The organism is Microbulbifer agarilyticus, assembly GCF_019800665.1.
In the GTDB taxonomy this organism is placed as follows: Bacteria; Pseudomonadota; Gammaproteobacteria; order Pseudomonadales; family Cellvibrionaceae; genus Microbulbifer; species Microbulbifer agarilyticus_C.
Map to the genome: position 1 here is coordinate 666,859 of NZ_JAHVKO010000004.1, position 25,966 is coordinate 692,824.

Below are 25,966 nucleotides of genomic sequence, written 5' to 3' on the forward strand. Positions count from 1 at the left end.
TTTGCAGGCTAAGGAATAAGTAGTAAGACCTTCGCTCACGCGCAGATGAACACTGCGCACAAGCGAAGGTCGGCGGCAGGCTAATTACTGATTGCTGGGCAACATTTCTGTGGCTAGATAATCGCGGTAATAGGCGCTCGCCAGCAGTTGCTTGGCCTCTTCGATGTCCGGCGCGAAATAGCGGTCCTTGTCATAGAAAGGTACGCGCTCGCGCAGGGCGGCCTTGGCATCTTCCAGCTTGTCGGTGGTTTTCAGTGGCGCGCGGAAGTCGAGGCCCTGACAGGCGGCCAGCAATTCCACTGCGAGAATGCCGCAGGTGTTGTCAGCCATGTCGCGCAGGCGACGACCGGCGAAGGTGGCCATGGAAACATGGTCTTCCTGGTTGGCGGAGGTAGGCAGTGAATCGACGCTCGCTGGATGGGCGAAGGTTTTGTTTTCACTGGCCAGCGCTGCGGAGGTCACCTGGGCAATCATAAAGCCGGAGTTCACCCCGCCGTTGTCCACCAGGAAGGGCGGCAAGCCGGACAGGTTGGAATCAATCAGCAGCGCCATGCGACGTTCGGACAGAGAGCCGATTTCGGCAATGGCCAGGGCCAAATTGTCGGCAACCATGGCTACCGGCTCCGCGTGGAAGTTACCACCGGAAATAATGTCGGAGTTTTCCGGGTTTTCCTCGTCGGTAAACACTAGCGGGTTATCGGAAACACCATTGGCTTCCGCCAGCAATACCTCGGCGGCAAAGCGGATCTGCTGCAGGCACGCGCCCATTACCTGTGGCTGACAGCGCAGGGAGTAGGGGTCTTGCACCTTTTCACAGTTTTCATGGGAGTCACCAATGTCACTGGCCGTGCCGAGCAGGTCGCGGTAGCTGGCGGCGACGTCGCGCTGGGCAACCTGTCCGCGGGCTGCGTGAATGCGGTCGTCGAACGGGCGGCGTGAGCCCTTGGCCGCTTCCAGAGTCAGTGCGCCGGTTACCACCGCGCCGGCAAAAAGGTCCTCCGCGGCAAACATGCCTTCCAGTGCGAAGGCAGTGGAGGCCTGGGTGCCGTTCAGCAGTGCCAACCCTTCCTTCGGCGCCAGTACCAGCGGCGTCATGCCGGCAAAGCTCAGGCCTTCGGCGGCAGACTTGCGTTCGCCATTGATAAAGCACTCGCCTTCACCAAGCAGTACCACGCTCATATGCGATAGCGGCGCCAAGTCACCGGAGGCTCCCACGGAACCTTTTTCCGGGATTGCCGGGTAAACGCCGGCGTTAACCAGCTTGATCAGTGCTTCGATCACTTCCAGGCGGATGCCGGAAAAACCGCGCGCGAGGGAGTTGATCTTCAATACCATCAGCAGGCGCACGGTATTGGCATCCATAAAGTTGCCGGTACCGGCCGCGTGCGATAGTACGATGGCGCGCTGCAGGGTTTCCAGGTCCTTCTTTTCGATACGAGTGTTGGCCAGCAGGCCAAAACCGGTATTGATACCGTATACGGTGCGGCCCTGTTCGATCACATCCGCCACGGTTTTCGCCGAGGCTTCAATTGCCGCGTGGGCGTCTTTGTGTAGCGACAGTTGTACCGGTTCCCGTGCAACGCGGCGCAGTTGTTCCAGGCTCAATTGGCCCGGGATAATTTCCAGTTGATACATAATTTTTTACCGCAAATCTCTTCGCAAAACTTTTTAGTCTTTGAGCATTGGCAGGTCGAGGCTCTGCTCCCGTGCGCAGTTTTTGGCGATGTCATAGCCCGCGTCGGCGTGGCGCATAACACCGGTGGCCGGGTCATTCCACAGCACGCGTTCGATGCGTTTGCGCGCGGCTTCGGTTCCGTCACACACAATCACCACACCGGAGTGCTGGGAGAAGCCCATGCCCACGCCACCGCCGTGGTGCAGGCTGACCCAGGTGGCGCCGCTGGCGGTATTTAGCAGCGCGTTCAGCAGGGGCCAGTCGGAGACGGCGTCGCTGCCGTCCATCATGGATTCGGTTTCGCGGTTGGGGCTGGCAACGGAGCCGCTGTCCAGGTGATCGCGACCGATGACCACGGGCGCTTCCAGTTCGCCATTGGCCACCATTTCGTTGAAGGCGAGTGCCAGGCGCGCACGGTCTTTCAGGCCTACCCAGCAGATACGTGCCGGCAGCCCCTGGAACTGAATGCGCTCGCGCGCCATATCCAGCCAGTTGTGCAGCTGTGGATTGTCCGGGATTAGTTCCTTTACCTTGGCATCGGTCTTGTAAATATCTTCCGGGTTGCCGGACAGTGCTGCCCAGCGGAACGGGCCGATGCCTTCGCAGAACAGTGGGCGGATATAGGCGGGTACAAAGCCGGGGAAGTCGAAAGCATTTTCCACTCCCACTTCGAAGGCCATCTGGCGAATGTTGTTGCCGTAGTCGAGAGTGGCCGCGCCGCGTTCCTGTAGAGCGAGCATGGCTTCGACCTGAATACCCATGGATTCTTTCGCAGCCTTCACCACGGCCGCTTCGTCTTTCTGGCGCATCTCGGCGGCGTGTTCCATGGTCCAGCCTTTCGGCAGGTAGCCGTTCAGCGGGTCGTGGGCAGAGGTTTGGTCGGTAACACAGTCGGGGAGGATGCCGCGCTCGACAATTTCCGGGAAGACGTCGGCGGCGTTGCCGAGCAGGCCCACGGAAATGGCTTCGCCTTTTTCCATGGCGTCGTTGATCATCTTCAGGGCTTCGTCGAGGCTGGTGGCTTTTTTATCCACATAGCCGGTGCGCAGGCGGAAGTCGATGCGGGTTTCGTCGCACTCGACGGCGATCATGCAGAAACCGGCCATGGTGGCGGCGAGTGGTTGAGCACCACCCATGCCGCCGAGGCCGCCGGTGAGAACCCATTTGCCTCTTGCCCCGCTTCCGCTTGTAGCTCCGCCGTCGAAATGTTTGCGCGCTACCGCGGCGAAAGTTTCGTAGGTGCCCTGGACGATGCCTTGGGAGCCGATATAAATCCACGAGCCGGCGGTCATCTGGCCGTACATGGCGAGGCCTTTTTTATCCAGCTCGTTGAAGTGTTCCCAGTTGGCCCAGTGGGGTACCAAGTTGGAGTTGGCGATCAGTACGCGAGGGGCGTCGGCGTGGGTTTTGAATACGCCGACGGGTTTGCCGGATTGCACCAGCAGGGTCTCGTCGTCTTCAAGGCGCTGCAGTACTTCGACGATTTTGTCGTAGCACTCCCAGTCGCGCGCGGCGCGGCCGATACCGCCGTATACCACGAGGTCTTCCGGGCGTTCGGCAACGTCCGGATGCAGGTTGTTCATCAGCATGCGCAGCGGGGCTTCGGTAAGCCAGCTTTTTGCATTTAGTTTGGTGCCGGTGGGTGCGGCAATCTTGCGGCTAGGGTCGTGACGTTTGTCGGTCATGGTTGCCTCGTCTGTTCCAAATTCTGTGGATAGTTTGAATTTGATTTTTTGGGGCTTTTGGCCCCGGGGTTCATTTGTGTGTCTTGTGGCGGCAGGCCACCGGGTAAGAGTTTTCAGGACCGCTGCGAGTACATCCATGTACGCTTCGGCGCCGCCATCCATGGCGACGACGATCCTGAAAACTCTTACCCGGCAGCCTGCCTTCAATTCGGCTTCTGCACTGCGTAGGGGTAGATCCTCTAAAACCTCAGCTGTGCCCCGAGTCGGTATCGATTTCCCGGGTGTACCAGCCGCGCAAAACTCACAGTGCCCGCACGGCTCATGGTGCGCCGCCAGATCTGCAGGCAGGCGCTTCCACTATCGATTTCCAGCGCCTCTGCCACAGCGCCGTCCGCACCAATGGCTTCCACCGTAGTATCGGCTTCGGTCAAAGGGGCCACGCGGGTCAGGTATTCATTTGGCGTGGCCGCACTGAAGTCCTGTTGCAGGTATTCCGGCACCAGTGTGGGGTTGGTATAGCGTTCTTCGAACTGGATTGGCAGGCCGTTATCCAGATGCACGATGATCGAGTGATACACCGCTGCACCTTCGGCGAGCCCCAGGGCAACGGCCACTTCCGTACTGGCGGTGGTCTGTTCCAATTTAAGAATGCGATTACCGTAGCTGTGACCACGTGCCGCAACTTCGTCGGCGATATTGCGAACTTCCAGCAGGGAACCGGCCGGTACCGGTTCGGCGACGAAGGTGCCGAGGCCCTGGGAGCGCATGAGTACGCCTTCGTCGGTGAGCTCTGACAGGGCGCGTCGGGCGGTCATGCGACTGACGTTGAAGTCTTGCGCGAGCTGGTTCTCCGAGGGCACACGAAAGTGGGCCGGCCACTCACCGGATTCGATCTGCGCGCAGATGTGTGCCTTGATGGCGGCATAGCGCGGTTGGCTGCTGGCTCCGGTGGTCGTGCTGGAAATCTGACTGCTCATACTTGTGTGGTCTTTGCCTGCTCGGGTAAAGTGGCTACCATCTTGTACGCTCTTGTATATACAAGCTTGGTTGGGGCCAACTATGGAGCGGAGACTTTTCCCTGTCAAGACTGGTGGGGCAGGCAATCTGAGAGGCTAACGGAGCTTTGAAGGCCAAATTGAAGGGCGAGTGCCGGGTATGACTTTTTGAAAGCGTCAGCGGCATGGACGCCGCTGACGCAGCGTACAGGGACGTATTCACAGTGGTTTCAAAAAGTCATACCTGGTGCTTGCCCGCCACCGGAGCGAGAACAGAGTTCTAGCTACTTGGTATAGGGTGAGAATCCGCGCCAAATCCCCCCAACAGGGCTATGGTTACAAATAACGCCAATTCAGTGAGCGACTATGACCGAACGCTGTGATCTGCTGATTACTAATGTCCATGCGGCCACGATGGATCCGTCTCTGCCCGGCGCCTATGGCGCGGTGGAAGACGCTGCGGTGGCGGTGACGGGCAACAAAATTGTCTGGATCGGCCCGCGCCGGGAACTGCCGGAAACTGCGGCGGATCTGGTGATTGATGGTGAGGGGCAGTGGCTGACCCCGGGGCTGATCGACTGCCATACCCATCTTGTATACGGTGGCCACCGCGCCAGCGAATTCGCCCGGCGTTTGGGTGGCGAAAGCTACGAAGATGTCGCCCGCGCCGGCGGCGGCATCCTGTCCACCGTGCGCGCTACTCGCGCCGCCAGTGCCGAAGAGCTGTATCACGCCGCCGAACCGCGCCTGAAAGCCCTGATGAGCGAAGGGGTCACCACCCTTGAAATCAAATCCGGCTATGGCCTCGACCTCGACAATGAATTGAAGCAGCTGCGCGTGGCGCGCCGTCTCGCCCAGCACTACCCGGTAAATATCCTTACTACTTGCCTCGCCGCCCATGCCCTGCCACCGGAATACGATGGTCGCGCCGACGAATACATCGACCTGGTGTGCAACGAAATTTTGCCCGCGGTCGCGCGGGAACAGCTGGCCGATGCGGTGGACATGTTTTGTGAAAACATCGCCTTCTCGGTGGAACAGTGCCAGCGCGTAATCAGCGCGGCACGCAAACTCGATTTACCGGTCAAAGTACACGCGGAACAGCTCGCTTCCACCGGCGCCACCAAAATGGCGGCCAGTGCAGGCGCGTTGTCGGTGGAGCATATTGAATACATCACCGACGAAGATGTCGCGGCGATGGCGGAGAGTGGTACTGCTGCGGTATTGCTGCCCGGAGCCTTTTACACACTGAAGGAAACCCGCGTACCACCGGTGGACAAGTTACGCGCGGCGGGCGTGCCCATGGCGATTTCCACGGATCTGAATCCGGGTAGCTGCCCGATCGCTTCGCTGCGCCTGATGATGAATATGGGCTGCAACCTGTTCGGGCTGACCCCGGCAGAAGCGCTTGCCGGCGTGACCCGTTCCGCGGCGCGTGCACTGGGCATTTGTTGCTCGCGGGGTGTATTGCGCCCGGGGCTGCGCGCGGATATGGCGCTGTGGCCGATGGAGACGCCGGACCAGCTTGCCTATGAAGTGGGTGCGCTGAAACCCGCGGAAATGTTTTTAGGGGGACAACATGTTACAGCTGGCTGATATGCGCCTGTGGAGTGGCCGCGTTGATGGTGAAGACGGCAAGGCGGGCAAGCGCTGGCATCAGGACATAGTACCGCTGCATCTGGATAGCCCGCCGGGGTTCTCGATTCTGGGTTTTGCCAGTGATGAAGGTGTGCGTCGTAACAAGGGGCGTATCGGTGCCGCCAAGGGCCCGCGTATTCTGCGTCTGGCACTGGCCAATCTGCCCAAAACCTTTGGTGCGCCGCTGTACGATGCGGGCAATGTGCGGGTGGAAAAGGACGACCTGGAATCCGGGCAGGCGATGCTCGGCGCGCGGATTACCGAACTGATGAGTGCCGGGCACTTCCCCATGGTGCTCGGCGGTGGTCATGAGATTGCTTACGGCAGCTATCAGGGCATCGCGCGCTGGATGCGCGAGCAGCATCGGGACAAAACCCTGGGCATTATCAATTTCGACGCCCACCTGGATATCCGACTACCTGCGCCGCAGGGGTCATCCGGCACCCCGTTTTACCAGATCGCGGAACAGTGCGACCTGAACGGCCGCCCATTCAATTATCTCTGTGTGGGTGCAGCGGCGACCGCAAATACCCCGGCGCTGTATCAGCGTGCGGAAGAGCTGGGTGCGCAGGTCATTTCCGATCGTGAGATCGTGCCCTGGCGCATCGAGCTGGTACAGCGCCAGATCGCTGATTTCATCGACCGCGTTGATTTCGTGTACCTGACCATCGACCTGGACTTCCTGCCTGCGGCGGTCATGCCCGCAGTGAGTGCGCCCGCCGGCCGCGGTGTGGCCTTCGAGCTGTTCGAGCCGCTGCTGGATACGGTGCTGGAATCGAAAAAGGTCTGTCTGGCGGATATTGCCGAGTTTAACCCTTACTTCGATATTGAAGATCACGCAGCGCGCACTGCCGCGCGGGTGGTGTTTCAGATTGCCAATGGCATCAAGGGCTGACGCGGGCCGTCCGCGGCAGCATTAGGGGGAGGGCGACTGCCGTTCCGGTGGTGAGGGCGGCGCTGGCTCTTCCACCGGCAATTGCCGCGGTGGCCTCCGCGCATCCAGATAGCGCTTGATATAGGGCTTATGGGTGTAAATCACATCTTCCGGCAGGCGGTGCAGGTCAAAGAAGCGGTAGCCATAGATTTCACCGTCGCGGATTGCCACCTGCTTGTCCTTCAGGCGCCCACGAATGGCGATATTGATAATTCCTGAACGCGGCACCTTGTCGACTTCGAGTACCTCGAAATCGTCGATCTTGATATCCAGCTCTTCGCGCAGCTCGCGCCGCGCCGACTCTTCGAACGATTCATTGCGCTCTACCCAGCCACCGGGAAGGGACCACTTGTCCTGATAGGTGTGGCGCACCAGCAGCAGCTGATTGTTGCGCTCGACGAAATACACCATCCCCACCACAAACTTGTCGGTCAGGGCGTAGGAGATATTCCAGCGGATCTTGGGGGGGAGTTTGCGGTACAGCTCGTACTTCAGCCCCGGAAAAGCCACAAAAGCCCCCGCTGCCAGCAAGCCGAGCAACAGTAGTAAGAGGAAGCTTTTTAAGACAAAAGATCGCATGGGTCCGGTACGGCTTATCTCGCGGTCATTCAATGGCTCAAAACCAATCGCCAGGGCCCGTTGTGTTGCGGTGGCCCTGAAGCTGAGTGCACAGTGGGTAAAGTGTATCCGACAGTGGTGGCATGTTTCGAGCGCTAGTTTATAAACGCACATTTAAGGTGCAGGCGCTGAGGCGGAAAGTTATTCCGGCTAAACTGCACTTTATCTCGGGTATATGGTCAGACAAAAACATGCCCATGAGTTTCCATCACTCACGGGTAGTCTGCACAATAAGGAAGACAAGATGTCGCTTTCTCTGTTTATGTCGCGCTCGCTGAAGAGCCTGCTTGCCGGTGCCGGCATTATTCTGGGCGGCTTGGCGCACGCTGAATCTGGCGTGAAAATCAGTGCGGACCAGCTGGAAGCTGCGGTGGTCGAAGCGATTCAACCCGTGGTGGAAAAATATCAGGTACCAGGCATGGCTCTGGCCCTCACCATCGATGGCGAGCCGTACTTTTTCAACCTGGGCGAAACCGCGCTGGAGGACGGTGCGCCGGTAACCGAGCACACTCTGTTCGAGGTGGGTTCGGTCAGCAAGACTTTCACTGCCACCCTGGCGGCGTATGCGGAAGTCAAAGGCGCGCTGGATTTTGCCAAACCCGTGAGTACCTACTTGCCGCCGTTGCGCGGCAGCGCCATGGATCGGGTATCCGTGCTAAACCTCGCGACCCACACGGCGGGGCACTTCCCGTTGCAGGTACCGTCCGAGGTGCAGGACGAGGACCAGCTACTCAGTTATTTTCGCGACTGGCAACCGCAATACAGTCCCGGCAGCAAGCGTACTTATTCCAACCCAAGCAGTGGCCTGCTGGGCCTGGTTGCCGCACGCAGCCTGAACCAGCCGTTTGCCGAGGCAATGGACCAGCATATTTTTCGTGGTCTGGGTTTGTCAGAGACCTACGTACAGGTCCCCGCAGAAAAAATGCTGGATTACGCCGAGGGGCACAACCGGCGGCACGAACCGGTGCGGGTAAATATGGGCCTGCTCGGTGAAGAGGCCTATGGCGTGCGCGCCAGTGCCGCCGATTTGACTCGCTATATTGCTGCGCAGATGCAACTGGTGAAGGTTGACGAAGATCTGCAGCAGGCACTGGAAAAAACTCGCAACGGTTACTTCAGCACCAAGTATTACGTGCAGGATATGGTGTGGGAGCAGTACGCCCTGCCGGTGGAGCAAGCCCAGCTGCTCGCGGGCAACAACTGGAAGAATATCAGCGGCGACCGGCCGGTGGATGCAATCCAGCCTCCCATGGCGCCGCAGCAAAATGTTCTGATTAACAAGACGGGTTCCACCGGGGGTTTTTCCACCTATGTTGCGTTTATCCCCCAGCAGCGGTTTGGTTTTGTGATGCTGGCAAATAAATACTTTCCCAATCAGGCGCGCGTTGAGATGTTGTATGCCCTGTTGCAGTCACTACTTCCGGAGGTTGTGGCAGAACCCGCTGTTACCACAGAATAATCGGTAGCACCTTTTACGTGCGGCCGGATCTGCCGCAGAATGAACGGATGAGTCTTACACCAGAACAGCAAGCACCAGCGAAGTCGTCTGCCAGCGCGCTGCTGCGCAGCGGGTTTATTCTCGATCCAACCTGTGAGCATCACGACTCCGCGGGCTTCTATCAAGCCACTTGTCGTTTCGATGTCGATCGATACCAGCCCTCACTCTTCGCAGAAGCCGGGATCCTGTTGCCCGCTCAGATTGCGCGGGCGGTGCCGCAGCGTCAGGCAGAATTCCTTGCCGGTCGTTATCTCGCCCACAGCATACTTGGCGAACTCCACTCACCGGATCGGGAAGCGCCGCAAATAGGTATCGGTGAAAGGCGCGATCCGGTGTGGCCGAAGGGGGTGGTGGGTAGCATTACTCACTGCGGTAGCGAGGCCGCCTGTGTGCTCGCCTGCACGACGCGCGTTCGCTACCTGGGCATCGACCGCGAAAACTGGATGAGCCAGAACGTGTACGACGAGGTAGTTTCTTCCGTTATGGATGCGGACGAGCTGACGCGACTCGCCGACGTGCACCTGCCCTCCACGCAGGCTGCGACCCTGATCTTTTCGGCCAAGGAGAGCCTGTTCAAGGCGCTGTACCCGACTGTGCAGTGCTACTTTGGATTCGAGTGCGCGAGGTTGGTATCCGTCGATATGGATAAACGCAATCTGGTGCTGGAATTGCGCGAAGATTTTGCACGAAGGTACCAATTGCAGAGAGATTATTTGGTTTCCTTCCGTGTCTTGTTAGTCGGGGTAGAAACCCTGACGCTGGGGCGTGTCGCTAATCCGCAATAACGCGCTTTTCGCAAAACGCAGCAAAATGAATCTGCAGACGCAGATAATGCGTAGAAATTACCAAAGGGCGGTTATTTCTGCGAAGTTTGGCGCTAAACGCAGCATTGTGCTGTATACGGCGCCAAGCTGGCATAAACCTTGTACGATTGACCAATAATTGACCATTGTATAGGGTTCGTATACCGTACATTTAGTGCCCTGATTTTACTCTCTTGAGGTTACGACATGGTTTCCAGCAGCGGAGCTGGCGAGAACACTCCCACAGCCCCCAGCGCTAAGCCCTCCTCTGTGAACAAGAAGGCAGAGAAGCGCGAAGTCGCCATGGCGAAGATTCTCAATGCCACTCTGGATCTCATCGCGCGCAAGGGACTGGCAGCCCTGTCTCACCGGTCGATTGCCAGTGAAGCGGGTGTGCAGCTGGCGATGACCACCTATTACTTCGGTACTATCGACAATATTCTGGTCGAGGCTTTCCGCGAGTACAGAAAGTCCATGGAACCCGTGAATATGGGTATCGTGGTGGCCTATTCTGAATTGCTGGCGCGATGCGTTAACGAGCAGGGTGAGCTGGCGAATCGCGATGGTTACATCGAGGGACTCGCGGATATTTTTGCCCAGCTGATCGACACCGGCCCCACGACCCGTTTGCGCCAGTTACAGATCGAGTGCCAGTACCTGTACGAGCAGCACCCGTCTCCTGCATTGGCCAAAGAGATTCAGTCCTACACCGATGAACTCACCGGCCATTCCCGTGAATTTATTGCGCCGCTGGCAACCCGCTCTCCCGATCTGGATGCGCAGATGTTCCTGTGGATGATTCAGAGCCTGGAATTCTCGCAGGTCACCAGCGTCGGTATCAAAGGACAGTCCAGCCGCGACGTGCTGGTGCGCATGTTGCGCGGCTTTCTAGTTTAACTCGTCTAACTAGTCTGACCCGCTGTTTCTGAATACATAGTCCGGCCGCCAAATGCGCGGCCGAGCAAAATTGCGTAAGCTTGCGGCCATTCCCGATTGATAGCCGACTGATTGTTGACTGATAGCCGAGCCCGAGTTTTGCGCCCCTACAATCCCCCCTCTGATCCCCTTCTGGATGTCGTATACAGCGATGCCCACCTGCTGGTGCTGGATAAGCCGAGCGGCTTGCTTTCGGTGCCCGGCCGCGATCCCGCTCACAAAGACAGCTTGGCGCTGCGCGCGCAGCAAGAATATCCACAGGCATTGATCGTGCACCGGCTGGATATGGACACCTCGGGTCTGGTGGTGATGGCGCTGGGTGCCGAGGTGCACCGACAGTTGAGCGCCCTGTTTCAGAATCGCAAGGTGGAAAAAAGCTATCTGGCGCGGGTCTGGGGTGAGCCCGCGCAGCATGAGGGCGAGGTCGACCTGCCGCTGATTTGCGATTGGCCCAACCGGCCGCGGCAGAAGGTTTGCTTTGAATCCGGCAAGCCGTCCCTGACCCGCTGGCAAAAACTCGACAGCGACGGGCACACCAGTTTGTTACAGCTAACCCCGGTAACCGGCCGCTCACATCAATTGCGGGTGCATATGCAGGCCCTTGGGCATCCAATACTCGGCGATCCGTTTTACGCCCAACCTGAAGCGCGCGCCGCGGCATCGAGGCTTTTGTTGCATGCACAGGAGCTGGGCTTCGAACACCCGGTGCTGGAGAAAGAGATGCACTTTCTGTGCAATCCCGGAGAAGATTTTCTCGAACTCAGTCGCGAAACATAAGTGCCCAAACGAAAAAGGGCGATCCAGTGGATCGCCCTTTTTTATTGCTCGGGCTGATTACCTGGGTAATTACTTCTTGCCCTTCATTGCCGCCGCCAGCAGGTCGCCCATGCTGCCGCGACCACCGTTGCCGCCGCCCTGTTGCTGGCGGCTGCGGTTGTTATGACGTTGGGCTTGTCTGCTCTCGCGGTGATCACCACGCTTCACGCCGCCGCTGCCCTGCTCGCCGGGCTCGTCAGACATGCGCATGGACAGGCCGATACGCTTGCGCGCCACGTCCACTTCCATCACCTTCACCTTGACGATGTCGTTCGCCTTGACCACTTCGTGCGGGTCTTTGACGAACTTCTCCGACAGCGCAGAGATATGTACGAGGCCATCCTGGTGCACACCGATATCCACGAAGGCACCGAAGTTGGTGACGTTGGTGACGGTGCCTTCCAGCACCATGCCCGGGCGCAGGTCTTTGATTTCCTCGACACCGTCCTCGAACTTGGCGGTGCGGAATTCCGGGCGCGGGTCGCGGCCGGGTTTTTCCAGTTCGCTGATGATGTCTTTCACCGTCGGTACGCCGAACTTCTCATCGGTGTAGTCCGCCGGGTTCAGGCGGCGCAGGAAGGCGGAGTCGCCGACCAGGCCGTTGATCTCGCGGCCGTTCTTCTCGGCGATGCGCTTGACCACGATGTAGGACTCCGGGTGTACCCCTGAGCGGTCCAGAGGATTCTCGCCGTTATTGATGCGCAGGAAGCCCGCGGCCTGCTCGAATGCCTTGGGCCCGAGGCGCGGGACTTCTTTCAGCTGGTCGCGGTTTTTGAAGGCACCGTTCATATCGCGATAGGTGACGATGTTGGCGGCGATGGACGCGCTCAGGCCGGACACGCGGGTCAGCAGCGGCGCGGAAGCGGAGTTCAGCTCGGCACCGACGCCGTTCACACAGTCTTCCACCACCGCGTCCAGGGAGCGCGCCAGCTGGGATTGGGACACGTCGTGCTGGTACTGGCCCACACCGATGGACTTGGGCTCGATCTTCACCAGCTCCGCCAGCGGATCCTGCAGGCGGCGTGCGATAGAGATAGCGCCGCGGATGGTTACGTCCAGATCCGGGAATTCCTTGGCGGCAAACTCGGAGGCGGAGTACACGGACGCACCGGCCTCGTTCACCATCACCTTCTGTGCAGTCAGTTTGAATTGCTTGATGGTCTCGCCGACAAACTTGTCGGTCTCGCGGCTGGCGGTACCGTTGCCGATGGCGATCAGGCCCACGTCGTATTTCTTGCACAGCGCGGCGATTACCGCGGCGGACTCGGCCAGTTTGTTCTGCGGCGGGTTGGGGTAAATAGCGGTGTGGTCGAGCACCTTGCCGGTGGCGTCGACCACGGCCACTTTCACCCCGGTACGCAGGCCCGGGTCCAGACCGATAGTGGCCTTTTGACCAGCGGGGGCGGCCAGCAGCAGATCCTTGAGGTTGCGGGAGAAGACCTTGATGGCCTCTTCTTCGGCTTTTTCGCGCAGCTGACCCAGCAGGTCGGTTTCCAGGCTGGTGAGCAGCTTGATGCGCCAGGTCCAGCGCACCACTTCACCCAGCCATTTGTCGGCGGGGCGGCCCTGGTCTTCGATATCCACATGGCGCGCAATGATGGTTTCGCAGGGATGGCCGGCGGTGGCCGGGCGCTCTTCATCGCCCTCCAGTCCCAGATTGATGGCGAGGATACCTTCGTTGCGGCCGCGGAAAATCGCCAGCGCGCGGTGGCTGGGTACCTTGGACCAGTCCTCCCCGTACTCAAAGTAGTCGCGGAACTTGGCGCCTTCCTCTTCCTTGCCATCCAGCAGCTTGGACTTCACCTGACCGTCACGGCTCAGGAAGTCACGCAGCTTGCCCAGCAGCTCGGCGTCTTCGGCGAAACGCTCCATCAGGATGAACTTGGCACCGTCCAGCGCGGCCTTGATGTCTTTTACATGCAGGGCGGCGTCTTCGTTATCGGTGTTGAGGTATTTTTGCGCCTCTTCTTCCGGGTTCAGGGATGGGTTGCCGTACAGGTCGTCGGCGAGAGGCTCGAGGCCCGCTTCGATGGCGATCTGGCCTTTGGTGCGTCGCTTGGGTTTGTAAGGAAGGTAGAGGTCTTCAAGGCGGTTCTTGGTGTCGGCCGCGTTGATCTGCTGGGCCAGCTCGGGCGTAAGTTTGCCCTGCTCGTCGATGCTTTTCAGGATGGCTGCGCGGCGCTCTTCCATTTCGCGCAGATAGCGCAGGCGCTCTTCCAGGGAGCGCAGCTGGGTGTCATCCAGCTCCCCGGTCACCTCTTTCCGGTAGCGGGCAATAAACGGCACGGTCGCGCCTTCGTCCAGCAGTCCCACGGCGGCAGCCACCTGTTGTGGGCGCACGTTCAGTTCTTCGGCGATACGGGCGTTGATATCCAACATCTTGTTATCTACTTCCTCAATGTCACATCAGGTGTTTTGCGGCGGGGAAATCGAGAGCTGACAGCTCGTGCCCGACCAAAAAAATCGGCGGCCATTATGGGCCATGCGGCGGCGGTCACCAAGGTGGAAAGTGGTACGATTTCTCAGTGCGGAAGGTGCCTGCTGGCGCTTTGCGACCAATTGGAATTTTGCTGCGGTGTTCTGAAGCTGGCGCTGGTTCCAATACGCCGCCAGCCCTGTAGAATGCGCAACTAGTTAAATTTTGATCAATGGGACAGCTGTGAATCCTTCGAACAAACGCTCTAGCAAGAATAAAGTTTTGGGTCTTGTGGCTCTAATTGGCGGCGCTGCGGTGGCTGCAGTCATTGCCCTTGCGCCGAAGCCTGAGGAAAAAGTTGCCGAGGCAGCGGTGCCACCGGTGGCGGATATCCTGTACGCGGAACCCGGCCGTCACACCCTGCTGGTGCCGAGCCAGGGCTCGGTGCACGCCCGTCACGAGATTGAAGTTGTGGCCCGCGTGGGTGGTGTCATCGAAAGCGTCAGCGACGGTTTTGTTGCCGGTGGTTTCTTCGAGAAAAGCGATTCCCTGCTGCAAATCGAGCCCGCAGACTACCGCCATCAGCTGACCCGCTCCCAGTCGCAGGTCGCCAATGCCGCCGCGGCGCTGGCCCAGGAAGAAGGGCGGGCCAAGCAGGCCAAGCGCGAATGGCGCGATCTAGGTAGCGAGGCTGCCAACAACCTGTTCCTGCGCAAGCCACAGCTGGCTGCGGCCAAGGCGGAGCTTGCAGCCGCCAAGGCCGACCGCGACCAGGCCAAACTGAACCTGGAGCGTACCGCGGTCAAAGCGCCGTTTGCCGGCCGTGTGGTGGAAACCCTGGTAGACATCGGCCAGTACGTGACTGCGGGCACCAAGCTCGCCCGTATCCACAGTGTGGGCATCGCCGAAGTACGCCTGCCTTTGACCGACCACCAATTGTCGCTACTGGAGCTGCCACTCGGTCGCGCTATTGAGAATGGCCCGGCGGTGCGCCTGAGTGCCAATCTCGCCGGCCAGCCCCGCGAGTGGCGAGGCCAGATCGTGCGCACCGAGGCGGCGATCGATCCTAACAGCCGCTTCGTGTACGCCGTGGCCCAGGTGCCGAACCCGTATCAGGGCGATGCGCCGCTGATCAACGGTCTGTTCGTGGAGGCGCACATTGCCGGTAAAACCTACGACGACATCACCCTGCTGCCGCGTCAGGCCCTGCACGAGGGCGACCATATTCTGGTGCTGAACGAAGAGAACCAGCTCGGCTTTAAAGATGTGCAGCTGCTGCAGGCTGCCGGCGACCAGGTTTGGCTGCGCGGCGACATCAATGCCGGGGACAAGGTAGTCATCTCCAGCCTCGGCTACTCCCGTGAGGGCATGGTACTGAGCCCGAACCCACTGAATGAAAAGCCGTCCGGCATTTATCTGGGTGAGCAGTCCGAGAAGCCGTCCGAAGAACAGCAGAGTGAGGGTGCGGAAACTGCCGGCGGCAGCTCTGCATCCGCGCAGGGAGCCTATTAATTATGCAGGGCATTATTGGATGGTTCGTCCGCAACAGTAAGGCGGCCAACCTGCTGATGGTGATGATCATCATCGGCGGTATCTTTGGTATTTCCCACGTCGGGCGCGAAGTGTTCCCGGCGATTAACCCCGGCGTGGTGCGGATCAATATCAGCTTCCCCGGTGCCGGCCCTGCGGAGGTGGAGCAGCAGGTAACCCAGCGGGTCGAGCAGGCGATTTCTGAAGTGAAGGGCATCAAGGAGGTGAACTCCTGGTCCTCGCGCAGTAACAGCACCGTGCGCATTCAGGCCATCGACGGCTACGACGAACTGCGCCTGTTGAACGACATCAAGGTGCAGGTGGATTCCATCAACACCTTCCCGGCGGATATCGAGCGCCCGGTGATCTCGCTGGAAGAGTGGGAACAGCAGATGATGATGATCGCCATCGGCGGTCCCGTCTCTCCGCGCCAGCTCAAGGAAACCGCGCTGGACCTGCGCGACAAGCTGATGCTGATCCCCGGTGTGCGCCGTGTGGATGTGTGGGGTGATCGCGCGGACGAGGTGTCCATTGAAGTCTCCGAAGTGAATCTGCGCCGCTTCAACCTGTCCTTCGACGATGTCGCTAATGCGGTGCGCCGCTCCTCTCTGGACCTTTCCGCCGGTCGCGTGCGTTCCGATCGCGGTGATATCCAGGTGCAGACCCGCGGACAGGCCTACACCGCGGAAGATTTTGCGCGTATTCCGGTGATCAGCCGTGCCGACGGTACCCAGCTGTTGCTGCGTGACGTGGCGACAATCAATGACGGCTTTGAGGAAGAGGGTTCCATCATCCGCTTCAACGGCAAGCCGGCGATGAACCTGCGGGTCATGCAGGGCGAGCCGCTGGACGTGGTGGCCACCGCCGAAGGCATTCGCGAGTTTATGCAAGAAGCGCGGAAAACACTGCCGCCGGGCATGGAGTTCGAGACCTGGTTCGATTTTTCTGAATCCTACGAAAGCCGCATGAGCATGCTGTTCTGGAATGCGGTGACCGGTCTGGCACTGGTATTTGTATTGCTGATGCTGTTCCTGCGCCCGGCGCTGGCGGTGTGGGTAACCGTGGGTATCTTTACCGCATTTATGGGCGCCTTCTGGTTGCTGCCGGTTACCGGCATCACCCTGAACATGCTGTCGTTGTTCGCCTTCCTGATGATCCTCGGTATCGTGGTGGACGATGCGATTATCGTTGGCGAGGCGGTGCACGCCGCCCACGACCGCGGCGAGACCGGGTTGAAAGCCGCCGAGGCCGGGGTGAAAACCGTATCCGCGCCGGTGATCTTCGCGGTGGTGTCCACCATGGTGTTCTTCGTGCCCATGCTGTTCCTGCCGGGCTACACCTCGCAGATGATGATGGCGCTGCCGGTGGTGGTTTTGCTTTGCCTGGTGTTCTCCCTGGTGGAATCGCTGCTGATCCTGCCTGCGCACCTGGTGGGCCTGAAACCCGAAAAGAAAGCCTCTTCGAGTGTGGGGCGCAAGCTGCAGGACGTGCGCGGCAAGTTCGCCGGCGCCATGAAGATTGCGGGCGACAAGTACTATCTGCCGCTGCTGGAAAAATCGCTCAGCAACAGCCGTACCACGGTGATGGTTTTCTTCCTCGCCCTGATTCTTTCGTTCGCGTTGTTCGGCAAGGGTTATGTGGGCAAGGCGTTCTCGCCGTCGGTACCCTCGGACCTGCTGGAGCTCAGAACCACCATGGCCCAGGGCGAGTCCTTTGAGGAGGCCAAACGAGTACTGGAGCAGTTCGAGCGTGCCGGTATGCAGCTGGCGAAAGACCCGGAGATGCTGGCGCTGAACGGCGGCAAGGAATTTGTCGATAACACCATGGTATTCCTGTGGCGCGGCAACGTAACTGTGCTGCTGCAGCTGACCGAAGGTGAGGAGCGTGACGTTACCTCCGAGCAGTTGGCACTTAAATGGCGCGACTATGTGGGCAAGCTGCCGGCGAGCGTTGAGGAGATGAATATCCAGCACACCATCAACGATGGTGGCAAGGGTATGTCCCTTAATCTGAGCACCGCCTCCGGTGATATGGCGGAAATGCGCCGTGCCGCCGATGCAGTGAAAGAAGCACTGAATAACTTTGCCGGCGTTTACGATGTGCGCGACAACCTGATCGCCGCGCGTCAGGATATCGAGATCCAGCTGAAACCCCACGCCACCAATATGGGCATCGGCCTCGCCGACGTGGCTAGGCAGGTGCGTCAGGGTTTCTATGGCGAAGAAGTGCAGCGTATTCCGCGCGGTCGTGAAGACGTGCGGGTGATGGTGCGTTATCCACAGGAAGAGCGTGCCAGTGAGGAGCAGATTGATCGTATCCGTGTCCGCACCAATGACGGTGAAATCCCGTTCAGTGCGGTGGCCGATGCGGTCTACGTTCCCGGCTACACCACTATTCGTCGCAGCGATCGCGAGCGCACGGTGCAGATTACTGCGGAGTTGATCCCGGGTACCTCGCCGGCACACGAGATTCTCAAGCAGGTGCGTGAGAAAAATCTGAAGAAATGGGAAAACGAGTTCCCGGGCTTCAGTCTGAAGACCGCGGGTGAGATGCAGGAAGAGGAAGAGTTCGGCAGTGCCATTCTGGCGTTCTTCGTGCTGTCTTTGTTTACCATCTACGCGCTGCTGGCGATTGCGTTCCGCTCCTATTCACAGCCGCTGTTGATTCTGACTGCGGTGCCGTTTGGTTTCTTCGGTGCGGTATTGGGCCACCTGATCATGGGGTACGACATCAGCATCATGTCCATGCTTGGCTTCCTGGCGGCTGCGGGCGTGGTGGTGAACGATAACCTGGTATTGATGGATCGCATTAACCAGTTGCGCGCGCAGGGCATGGCGGTGATGGATGCAGTGGTGCAGGCTGGTCGTGATCGCTTCCGTCCGATCATCCTGACTTCCATCACCACGTTTATCGGTCTGGTGCCGATTATGTTCGAGCGTTCGATCCAGGCGCAGTTCCTGATCCCGATGGTGGTCAGTCTGGCGTTTGGCGTACTGTGTGCGACCTTTGTGACGCTGGTGCTGGTGCCTAACCTGTACAAAGTCATTGAGACGATGCGGGTTAAGGTGAAGGGCGACAAGCCTGCTGAAGAACTGCCGCTGGATATTGAGCGGGCCTGATTCATAGGCATCGGTGTTGTTAGTGCGGGGCGGCCGTTTGGTGGCCCTGCACTTCACAACCTGGGCGGCAACTGTTCCGTGCAGGACCACCAAACGTCCTTCTCCCATATTTCCGTGTAGCTACAACTTCCCTTCTGCCTGTATTACTCTTCACGCAATGTTTTCCTAGATCTGGAAGTTCCTTTGCGTATTCCTCGTATTTTTTCTTCGCAGCCATTGGCTGGCCAAGCAGAGCTTCAACTCGATGAAGCGGCGTCGCGTCATCTGGTTAAGGTGTTGCGCCTGGGGCCGGGGCGCCCGCTTATTTTGTTTGATGGTCATGGCGGTGAGTACGCGGCGGAGCTGGTTGAGGCGGGCAAAAAGGCGCGGGTGAAAATTGGCGCCTATAGCGAGGGTAACAGGCAGTCGCCGCTGGCCATCACTTTGGCGATAGGTATTTCCCGCGGTGATCGTTTTGACTGGGTGATCCAGAAGGCCACTGAGTTGGGGGTGGCGCAGATTCAGCCGCTGTTTACCGAGCGCTGTGAGGTGAAACTTTCCGGTGATCGCCTGCAGAAAAAGCTGGGCCAGTGGCAGCAGATTGCCATCAGTGCTTGTGAGCAATGCGCGCGCAATCTGGTGCCGGAGATTTTACCGCCACTGAAATTGCCGCAGTTGCTCGATCAGGCCAAGGACAGTGAGGCTCTGAAGCTGGTGTTGCACCATCGCACCGATGCGACCCTGGCGGAGCTGGAACAGCAATCCGGGCGCCCAGATGCCGCGCTATTATTGGTGGGGCCGGAGGGTGGCTTGTCGGCAGAGGAAATTGCGCTGGCGCTGCAGCAGGACTTTCACCCGCTGCGGTTGGGGCCGCGGGTTTTGCGCACCGAGACGGCGCCGGTCGCGGCACTATCGGTGCTGCAATATCAATGGGGCGATATCTAACAGGGAATACACTATGAAAGCTCTCGTTTGGTTGATTGGCGTTGCCATTACCGCCATGTCGATTCTGATTATCCTCAAGCCGCAGATCGCGCGCGACCTTGGCGATCGCATGAACCCGCAGATGTTTTACTTTGGTGCCTGGGTGCGGATTGTTATTGGCATTATCTTCCTGTTGATTTCCGATACCCGCAGTTGGGATACATTGTTCAATGTGCTGGGTATCTTGCTGGTGGTGATCGGCGCCTACGCGTTGCAGGCTGGTTATGAGCGCACCCGTGAGTTTGTGCTGAATATTGCCCACGGCAATGAGAATATCGTTCGGGTCGCGGGTGCTGCGGGTGTATTGATCGGCATCCTGTTAATCTCCGCAACCTGATAGAAGTAATACTGGAAGTAACATGGATAGCTTTGCCACCCAAACCCGTTTGGTTATTTTCGATTGCGATGGCGTGCTGGTGGACAGCGAATCGATCGTTTGTCGCGTGGTTGCGGAGGAAATGACGAAACTCGGTATGCCGGCAACCGCCGAGCAGTTGGATGAAGAGTTCAGCGGCCGTTCGACCCAGGACTGTCTTTTGGATATCGAAACCCGTTACGGTGGCCCGCTGCCGCAGTCTTACTTCAATGCAACGGAGAGCCGTATTCGCGCCGCGTTTCACTCAGAGCTGGAGGCGGTAACCGGGATTCACGAGGTGCTGGAACGATTGCAGACAACTGATCTGCAAACCTGTGTGGCCTCATCCGGTCCGCATGCGAAAATGCAGATCACGCTAAATAAGACCGGTCTGTGGGATTACTTTGCCGGGCGCATCTACAGCGCCGACGATGTTGGCCGCGGTAAGCCCTGGCCGGATCTGTTTCTGCACAGTGCGGCGCAGTTTAATGTCGCACCGGAACACTGTCTCGTGGTTGAGGATTCCATTGCCGGGGTGCAGGCTGCGGTATCGGCAGGTATGCCAGTGATTGGATATAGTCAACATGCTACACGCACGCGCCAACTGGAAGCGGAGGGTGCGCGGGTGATCAACGATATGCAGCTGCTGCTAGATTATTTTTGAGCGTATTGTGGCGCTACTCCTTCAATTGAACCTGCACCGAAGCGCTGCGCCGAGTGTCTTTCTCATCGACAAATGTCCGCGTGTAGCGCACCTCACTTATTCCCTGCGCCAGCAATGACCGCACCAAGCCCGGCGGTAATTCAACGGTTTCCCGTAATGGCTTGCCGGCCTGTGCGGTTACCGCTTCCGAAACCTCGTAAATTACCGTATCGCCCACCAAAAACTGTCCGCTGGTGGATGTTGCGCTGATGTCGCCAAGGTCACTATCCAGGTTCCACGCCATCATCATTTGACGGGATTTGCCGCTGACGGTTTGGGAGGGTGGTGATGCCTCTACCTGTGCCAGGCGACCGCTGGAATCCAGATCAAACAAGATGTGGTTGGAAAGGCTGCCAGCGGGGCCGGCAAACACACGGCGGTAGCCAACTCTTCTCACCCCTTTCTGGTGCCAGCTGCGCGCCTGCACCGGAGAAATCTGTACGATTTCAGTGAGCTGACCGCTGTCGCCACTGAATTCGAGAATTTGGTCTACTACCGCGAGCTCTTCGTTGTTATCCAGATTGACAAATACCCCGCGCGGCGAGGCGGCACCGCCCTTACTGGCAATGCGCCAGGTTACTTTCTCCTGATACCCTTCACTGGCATTCAGCCAGGCATCTCCCGGATCGACAGTGACGATTTGCTGTGCGGTGACCTTGGCGTTAAATACCAGTGCCCAGGCAATAGCGGCAATGCCGAGAATAGTAAGCAGGAGCTGTTTGTTCATAGCCATCTCCCAGAGGGCTTGGGGCATTTTGTGAAGGTTAGAGTCCCTCCGGTCTTATCAGAAATTCGCTTGTGCATCGCGCAATCCAAAGGGCATATGTCGCAAAGGTTATATGGTGAGAGGAGATGTTGGCTGGGGGCGTTCTCTAGTAGCGCCTAGGTTAGCGTCGCCTAGGGAATACTTTTCTCCGACCCTAGAATCGTTAGAACGCTAGGTGCCTGCATTCGTTGCGGGCGCCCATCGATCCTGGTTAAGGAGCTGGCCCATGCCCAACGCATGTTCAACGTCTTCATCGCGTAGCCATCGTAGTTATACCCATGCAATGCCGCCTCTCGTGTTCGCGATTCTACTTGCGGCGGGTTGTACCGATCCCACCAAGAAATACACCCTTGATCCACGGGATCTCGTGAGCAATGGCTTGAGTGAGCAAACCGCCCGCGCAGCCGCGCCATTTGGCGATGATATGGTGCGCTACTTGATGGGGCAGGCGCGAGAGCACGGGGATACCTTTGTGCTGACTGTGGATTTCATTCCCGGTGGCTTTGCACCGAAGATGGATACGCTGGGGGACGTCGAGGCCCTACTCGTCATCATGCGCGATTTTCCCGCGCTCAAAATTGTGGTGGAGGGGCATACGGACAATGCCGGTGATCCCGACAAAAACCGCAAGCTTTCGCAGTGGCGTGCAGACTGGGTGCGTCAGTTTTTGCTGGAACGAGGGATTGATTCCGGCCGAGTGGAAGCCGCAGGTCTCGGTGATTCCGATCCTATCGCGGATAATGCTACCCAGCGCGGGCGTGAGAAAAATCGACGGCTGGTGGTGCGGGTGATCGACTTCGACGGCAAGCCACTCAATGTGCGCCTGGGGTCGCCGAAGCAAGCTGGCCGAGACGGGGGAAGTGGAGCTCCAGCGAATTGAGAGTTGGCAGCGCCGCTAACGGCGCCGCCGGCGAAATGCAATCAGGCTTCTTGCTGCAGTTGCAGTGCGTCCAGAATACTGGCCGTCGGTCCCACCTGGTTCATGGTGTAGAAATGCAGCCCCGGTGCGCCGCCCTCAAGCAGGGTTTCACACAGGTCGGTAACGATTTCCAGGCCCAGCTTTTTCACATCTTCCGGGTTGCTGAAGCTTTCCATGCGGTACTTCAGCCAGCGCGGGATTTCTGCGCCGCAGTTGCGGGAGAAGCGCGCCAAGTTGGTGAAGTTGGTGATCGGCATGATGCCCGGGTAAATCGGCGCATCGATACCGGCCTTGGCGCACTGGTCCAGGAAGTAGAAGTACGCATCCGGGTTAAAGAAGTACTGAGTCAGGGCGCTATCTGCACCTGCGTCAAACTTGCCTTTCAGGTAGCGAATATCGTCGTCGTAGCTTTCTGCTTCCGGGTGAATTTCCGGGTAGGCGGCAACTTCCAGATGAAAGTGGTCACCGGTATGACGGCGGATAAAAGCCACCAGTTCGTTGGCATACACCAGCTGGGCAACGGCACCCATACCGGAAGGCATGTCACCGCGCAGGGCCACGATGCGGTCGACGCCGGCTTCCTTGTAGCGGTTAAGCAGGCCCAGCACGATCTCTTCGTTGTCGCCGCCAAATGACAGGTGCGGCGCAATGGAAACCCCCTTTTCCCGCAGGCCGCACACAATATTGGCGGTGGTATCGCGGGTGGTGCCGCCGGCACCGTAGGTAACGGAGAAAAACTCCGGGTTAAATGCTTGCAGCTGCTCGCGGGTGCTCTTCAGTTTCTCCCGGCCCTCTTCGGTCTTGGGCGGGAAAAACTCAAAACTAATACGTAAATCACTCATTGTTCTTTTCCGTTCCCTCGGATACCGGTCGCGATGGTGATGCGCGACCGGTCCTGAGGCATCTTAATACTTGTAGCTTTCTGGCTTGTACGGGCCGTCAACCGATACGCCGATATATTTGGCCTGGTCTTCGGTCATACGGGTAATTACGCCGCCAAAGCCCTCGACCATGTACTTGGCCACTTCTTCGTCCAGGTGCTTCGGCAGTACTTTTACGTACAGCGCAGATACTTTCTGGTCTGCGGGCAGGTCGGCAAACTTTTCCTTGTACAGGTGGATCTGAGCCAGTACCTGGTTGGCAAAGGAGCCGTCCATGATGCGGCTGGGGTGGCCGGTGGCGTTGCCCAGGTTTACCAGGCGGCCTTCGGACAACAGCAGTAGGTGATCGTTGCTCGTTGCGTCGCGCACAATCTTGTGCACCTGCGGTTTCACTTCCTGCCACTCCCAGTTTTCGCGCATAAACGCGGTGTCGATTTCGTTATCGAAGTGGCCGATGTTGCACACCACTGCACCGGACTTCAGCGCCGCCAGCATGTGTGCGTCACACACATTCACGTTGCCGGTAGTCGTCACGATCAGGTCGGTGTTGGCGAGCAGGGTGCGGTCGATGCAATCTGCGGTGCCATTGTTTTCGCCGTTGATGTACGGGGAGACCAGTTCGAAACCGTCCATACAGGCCTGCATGGCGCAGATGGGGTCAACCTCGGTCACTTTTACGATCATGCCTTCCTGGCGCAGGGAGGCCGCAGAGCCTTTGCCCACATCACCGTAACCGATAACCAGCGCCTTCTTGCCGGACAGCAGGTGGTCGGTGCCGCGCTTGATGGCATCGTTCAGGCTGTGGCGACAACCGTACTTGTTGTCGTTTTTGCTCTTGGTTACTGCGTCGTTTACGTTGATCGCCGGAACCTTGAGGGTGCCTGCCTTCAGCATGTCCTGCAGACGGTGTACGCCGGTGGTGGTTTCTTCACTGATACCGTGACAGTTGTCCAGCAGCTCCGGGTACTTGCGGTGCAGCAGTTCGGTGAGGTCACCGCCGTCATCGAGAATCATGTTTGGCTGCCAGCCAGCGGCGTCTGCGCCGATAGTGCGCTCCAGGCACCACTCGTATTCCTCTTCGGTTTCACCTTTCCAGGCAAATACCGGGATTCCGCGCGCGGCGATGGCCGCTGCGGCGTGGTCCTGGGTGGAGAAAATATTGCACGAAGACCAGCGCACCTCTGCGCCCAGCGCCACCAGGGTTTCAATCAGCACCGCGGTCTGGATGGTCATGTGGATGCAGCCCATGATGCGGGCGCCTGCCAGCGGCTGCTCCGCGCGGTACTTTTCACGCAGGGTGATCAGTGCCGGCATTTCACCTTCGGCAATTTCAATTTCCTTGCGGCCCCAGTCGGCCAGGTTGATGTCTGCAACCTTGAAGTCTTTGAATTCGGTGCTCATTTGGTTCACTAGTTAGATCCTTGAGAATTTTCTTGGAGGCCCGTGCGGGCCTCTGTATTCGGTATTGTTTTGATTAGAAGCCCGCTTGAGCGCGCAGGGTTTCCGCTTTGTCGGTTTTCTCCCACGGGAAAGCGGTGAAGGTCTCTACCTGTTCCTTGCCGTTGCTGTCGATCCACTTGTAGCTGTGCTCGAACGGCTCGCGGCCAAAGTGGCCATAGGCAGCGGTCAGCTGATACATGGGGTGCAGCAGGTCCAGCGCATTGGAGATTGCGTAGGGGCGCAGGTCGAAGTTTTCCCGTACCAGTTCAATCAGCTTTTCGTCGCTGATGTTGCCGGTGCCGAAGGTGTTAATAGAAACAGAGGTCGGCTCGGCGACACCGATCGCATAGGACACCTGGATCTCACAGCGCTTGGCGAGACCGGCAGCGACGATATTTTTCGCTACGTAACGACCAGCGTAAGCGGCGGAACGGTCAACCTTGGACGGATCCTTACCGGAGAAGGCGCCGCCGCCGTGACGGGCGGAACCGCCGTAGGTGTCCACGATAATTTTACGGCCGGTCAGACCGCAGTCGCCCACAGGTCCACCGATCACAAATTTGCCGGTCGGGTTGATGTGGTACTTGGTGTTTTCGTGCAGCAGGTCGGCCGGCAGCACGTGGTGCACGATCAGCTCCATAACCGCTTCGCGCAGATCTTCCTGGGACACTTCTTCGTTGTGCTGGGTAGACAGCACCACCGCATCGATCGCACAGGGCTCGCCCTGTTCGTTGTAGCGGAAGGTAACCTGGCTCTTCGCATCCGGGCGCAGCCACGGCAGCAGGCCGGACTTGCGCGCTTCTGCCTGACGTTCTACCAGACGGTGTGCGTAGTACACCGGCGACGGCATGAAGGTCGGGGTTTCATCGGTGGCATAGCCGAACATCAGACCCTGGTCACCGGCGCCCTGGTCTTCCGGTTTTACCCGGTCCACGCCCTGGGCGATATCCACAGACTGCTTGCCGATGACATTGATCACACCGCAGGTTGCACCGTCGTAACCCACCGCAGAAGAGGTGTAACCGATATCGGTAATCACCTTGCGCACCAGGTCTTCCAGGTCGACCCAGGCACTGGTGCTGATTTCACCAGCGATAACCGCGATACCGGTTTTCACCAGGGTTTCACAGGCAACACGGGCGTTTTTATCGCGTGCCAGCAGGGCGTCCAGTACCGCATCGGAAATCTGGTCGGCGATTTTGTCTGGATGGCCTTCGGATACTGATTCCGAAGTAAAAATGCTGTATTCACTCATGCTGAGTTCTCCTATTGCGCT

At 58.7% G+C, this 25,966-nt stretch carries 21 protein-coding genes; 12 read left to right on the forward strand and 9 right to left on the reverse strand.

Going from position 1 to position 25,966, the window contains the following annotated elements; genetic code table 11:
- Positions 1–84: 84 nt before the first annotated feature.
- From hutH to hutC, 3 genes are all read right to left on the reverse strand, one after another.
- Positions 85–1,635: a histidine ammonia-lyase gene (gene hutH, locus KUV22_RS12330; RefSeq protein ID WP_222231506.1), complete on the reverse strand. Its 1,551-nt coding sequence runs from the start codon at positions 1,633–1,635 to the stop codon at positions 85–87.
- Between the two features lie 33 nt (positions 1,636–1,668).
- The gene (gene hutU / locus KUV22_RS12335) at positions 1,669–3,360 is read right to left on the reverse strand and encodes a urocanate hydratase (protein WP_222231508.1); all 1,692 of its coding nucleotides are present in this window, start codon (positions 3,358–3,360) and stop codon (positions 1,669–1,671) included.
- Positions 3,361–3,599: 239 nt separating this feature from the next.
- Entirely contained in the window at positions 3,600–4,337 is a 738-nt protein-coding gene (gene hutC / locus KUV22_RS12340) for a histidine utilization repressor (protein ID WP_222231510.1), read from the reverse strand.
- Positions 4,338–4,721: 384 nt separating this feature from the next.
- On the opposite strand from hutC, the gene hutI reads away from it, so the two are divergent.
- Together hutI and hutG are read left to right on the forward strand one after the other, a co-directional pair.
- The gene (gene hutI / locus KUV22_RS12345; protein ID WP_222231512.1) at positions 4,722–5,951 is read left to right on the forward strand and encodes an imidazolonepropionase; all 1,230 of its coding nucleotides are present in this window, start codon (positions 4,722–4,724) and stop codon (positions 5,949–5,951) included.
- Positions 5,935–6,888 carry a formimidoylglutamase gene (hutG, locus tag KUV22_RS12350; RefSeq protein WP_222231514.1) on the forward strand — a complete coding sequence of 318 codons (954 nt, stop codon included), beginning with the start codon at positions 5,935–5,937 and terminating at the stop codon, positions 6,886–6,888. Before hutI ends, hutG begins: the two co-directional genes overlap by 17 nt.
- Positions 6,889–6,909: 21 nt before the next feature.
- On the opposite strand, the gene KUV22_RS12355 is transcribed toward hutG, so the two are convergent.
- A complete protein-coding gene (locus KUV22_RS12355; protein WP_222231516.1) occupies positions 6,910–7,506 on the reverse strand; it encodes an NUDIX hydrolase in 597 nt (198 codons plus the stop codon).
- A 283-nt stretch (positions 7,507–7,789) separates the two neighbouring features.
- On the opposite strand from KUV22_RS12355, the gene ampC reads away from it, so the two are divergent.
- The 4 genes from ampC to rluA all read left to right on the forward strand — a co-directional run bounded on the left by ampC (position 7,790) and on the right by rluA (position 11,559).
- Positions 7,790–9,004, forward strand: a complete 1,215-nt coding sequence (ampC, locus tag KUV22_RS12360; protein WP_222231518.1) for a class C beta-lactamase — start codon at positions 7,790–7,792, stop codon at positions 9,002–9,004.
- Between the two features lie 47 nt (positions 9,005–9,051).
- Positions 9,052–9,828 carry a 4'-phosphopantetheinyl transferase family protein gene (locus tag KUV22_RS12365; RefSeq protein ID WP_222231519.1) on the forward strand — a complete coding sequence of 259 codons (777 nt, stop codon included), beginning with the start codon at positions 9,052–9,054 and terminating at the stop codon, positions 9,826–9,828.
- Positions 9,829–10,053: 225 nt separating this feature from the next.
- Positions 10,054–10,743 carry a TetR/AcrR family transcriptional regulator gene (locus KUV22_RS12370; RefSeq protein WP_222231520.1) on the forward strand — a complete coding sequence of 230 codons (690 nt, stop codon included), beginning with the start codon at positions 10,054–10,056 and terminating at the stop codon, positions 10,741–10,743.
- Between the two features lie 138 nt (positions 10,744–10,881).
- Positions 10,882–11,559, forward strand: a complete 678-nt coding sequence (gene rluA / locus KUV22_RS12375; RefSeq protein WP_222231521.1) for a bifunctional tRNA pseudouridine(32) synthase/23S rRNA pseudouridine(746) synthase RluA — start codon at positions 10,882–10,884, stop codon at positions 11,557–11,559.
- A 69-nt stretch (positions 11,560–11,628) separates the two neighbouring features.
- Here the strand turns inward: rluA and KUV22_RS12380 are convergent, their stop codons facing one another.
- Entirely contained in the window at positions 11,629–13,977 is a 2,349-nt protein-coding gene (locus KUV22_RS12380; protein WP_222231522.1) for a Tex family protein, read from the reverse strand.
- Positions 13,978–14,305: 328 nt separating this feature from the next.
- Here KUV22_RS12380 and KUV22_RS12385 point away from each other — a divergent pair, with 328 nt between their 5' ends.
- From KUV22_RS12385 to KUV22_RS12405, 5 genes are all read left to right on the forward strand, one after another.
- Positions 14,306–15,526: an efflux RND transporter periplasmic adaptor subunit gene (locus KUV22_RS12385; protein ID WP_315857552.1), complete on the forward strand. Its 1,221-nt coding sequence runs from the start codon at positions 14,306–14,308 to the stop codon at positions 15,524–15,526.
- Between the two features lie 2 nt (positions 15,527–15,528).
- A complete protein-coding gene (locus KUV22_RS12390; RefSeq protein WP_222231523.1) occupies positions 15,529–18,663 on the forward strand; it encodes an efflux RND transporter permease subunit in 3,135 nt (1,044 codons plus the stop codon).
- 183 nt (positions 18,664–18,846) lie between these two features.
- Complete coding sequence (locus KUV22_RS12395) at positions 18,847–19,587, forward strand: 16S rRNA (uracil(1498)-N(3))-methyltransferase (protein WP_222231524.1); 741 nt, start codon at positions 18,847–18,849, stop codon at positions 19,585–19,587.
- Positions 19,588–19,600: 13 nt separating this feature from the next.
- Positions 19,601–19,963 carry a hypothetical protein gene (locus tag KUV22_RS12400; protein ID WP_222231525.1) on the forward strand — a complete coding sequence of 121 codons (363 nt, stop codon included), beginning with the start codon at positions 19,601–19,603 and terminating at the stop codon, positions 19,961–19,963.
- Positions 19,964–19,985: 22 nt separating this feature from the next.
- Positions 19,986–20,645, forward strand: coding sequence for an HAD family hydrolase (locus KUV22_RS12405; protein ID WP_222231526.1), 660 nt, complete (start codon positions 19,986–19,988; stop codon positions 20,643–20,645).
- Positions 20,646–20,658: 13 nt separating this feature from the next.
- Here the strand turns inward: KUV22_RS12405 and KUV22_RS12410 are convergent, their stop codons facing one another.
- Positions 20,659–21,411: a hypothetical protein gene (locus tag KUV22_RS12410; RefSeq protein WP_222231527.1), complete on the reverse strand. Its 753-nt coding sequence runs from the start codon at positions 21,409–21,411 to the stop codon at positions 20,659–20,661.
- Positions 21,412–21,676: 265 nt separating this feature from the next.
- Here KUV22_RS12410 and KUV22_RS12415 point away from each other — a divergent pair, with 265 nt between their 5' ends.
- Complete coding sequence (locus tag KUV22_RS12415) at positions 21,677–22,330, forward strand: OmpA family protein (protein ID WP_261319476.1); 654 nt, start codon at positions 21,677–21,679, stop codon at positions 22,328–22,330.
- A 41-nt stretch (positions 22,331–22,371) separates the two neighbouring features.
- On the opposite strand, the gene metF is transcribed toward KUV22_RS12415, so the two are convergent.
- The 3 genes from metF to metK all read right to left on the reverse strand — a co-directional run bounded on the left by metF (position 22,372) and on the right by metK (position 25,945).
- The gene (metF, locus tag KUV22_RS12420; RefSeq protein WP_222231529.1) at positions 22,372–23,211 is read right to left on the reverse strand and encodes a methylenetetrahydrofolate reductase [NAD(P)H]; all 840 of its coding nucleotides are present in this window, start codon (positions 23,209–23,211) and stop codon (positions 22,372–22,374) included.
- Between the two features lie 63 nt (positions 23,212–23,274).
- On the reverse strand, positions 23,275–24,651 hold the full coding sequence (gene ahcY / locus KUV22_RS12425; protein WP_222231531.1) for an adenosylhomocysteinase: 1,377 nt from the start codon (positions 24,649–24,651) through the stop codon (positions 23,275–23,277).
- 73 nt (positions 24,652–24,724) lie between these two features.
- Complete coding sequence (gene metK, locus KUV22_RS12430; protein WP_222231533.1) at positions 24,725–25,945, reverse strand: methionine adenosyltransferase; 1,221 nt, start codon at positions 25,943–25,945, stop codon at positions 24,725–24,727.
- Positions 25,946–25,966 lie beyond the last annotated feature (21 nt).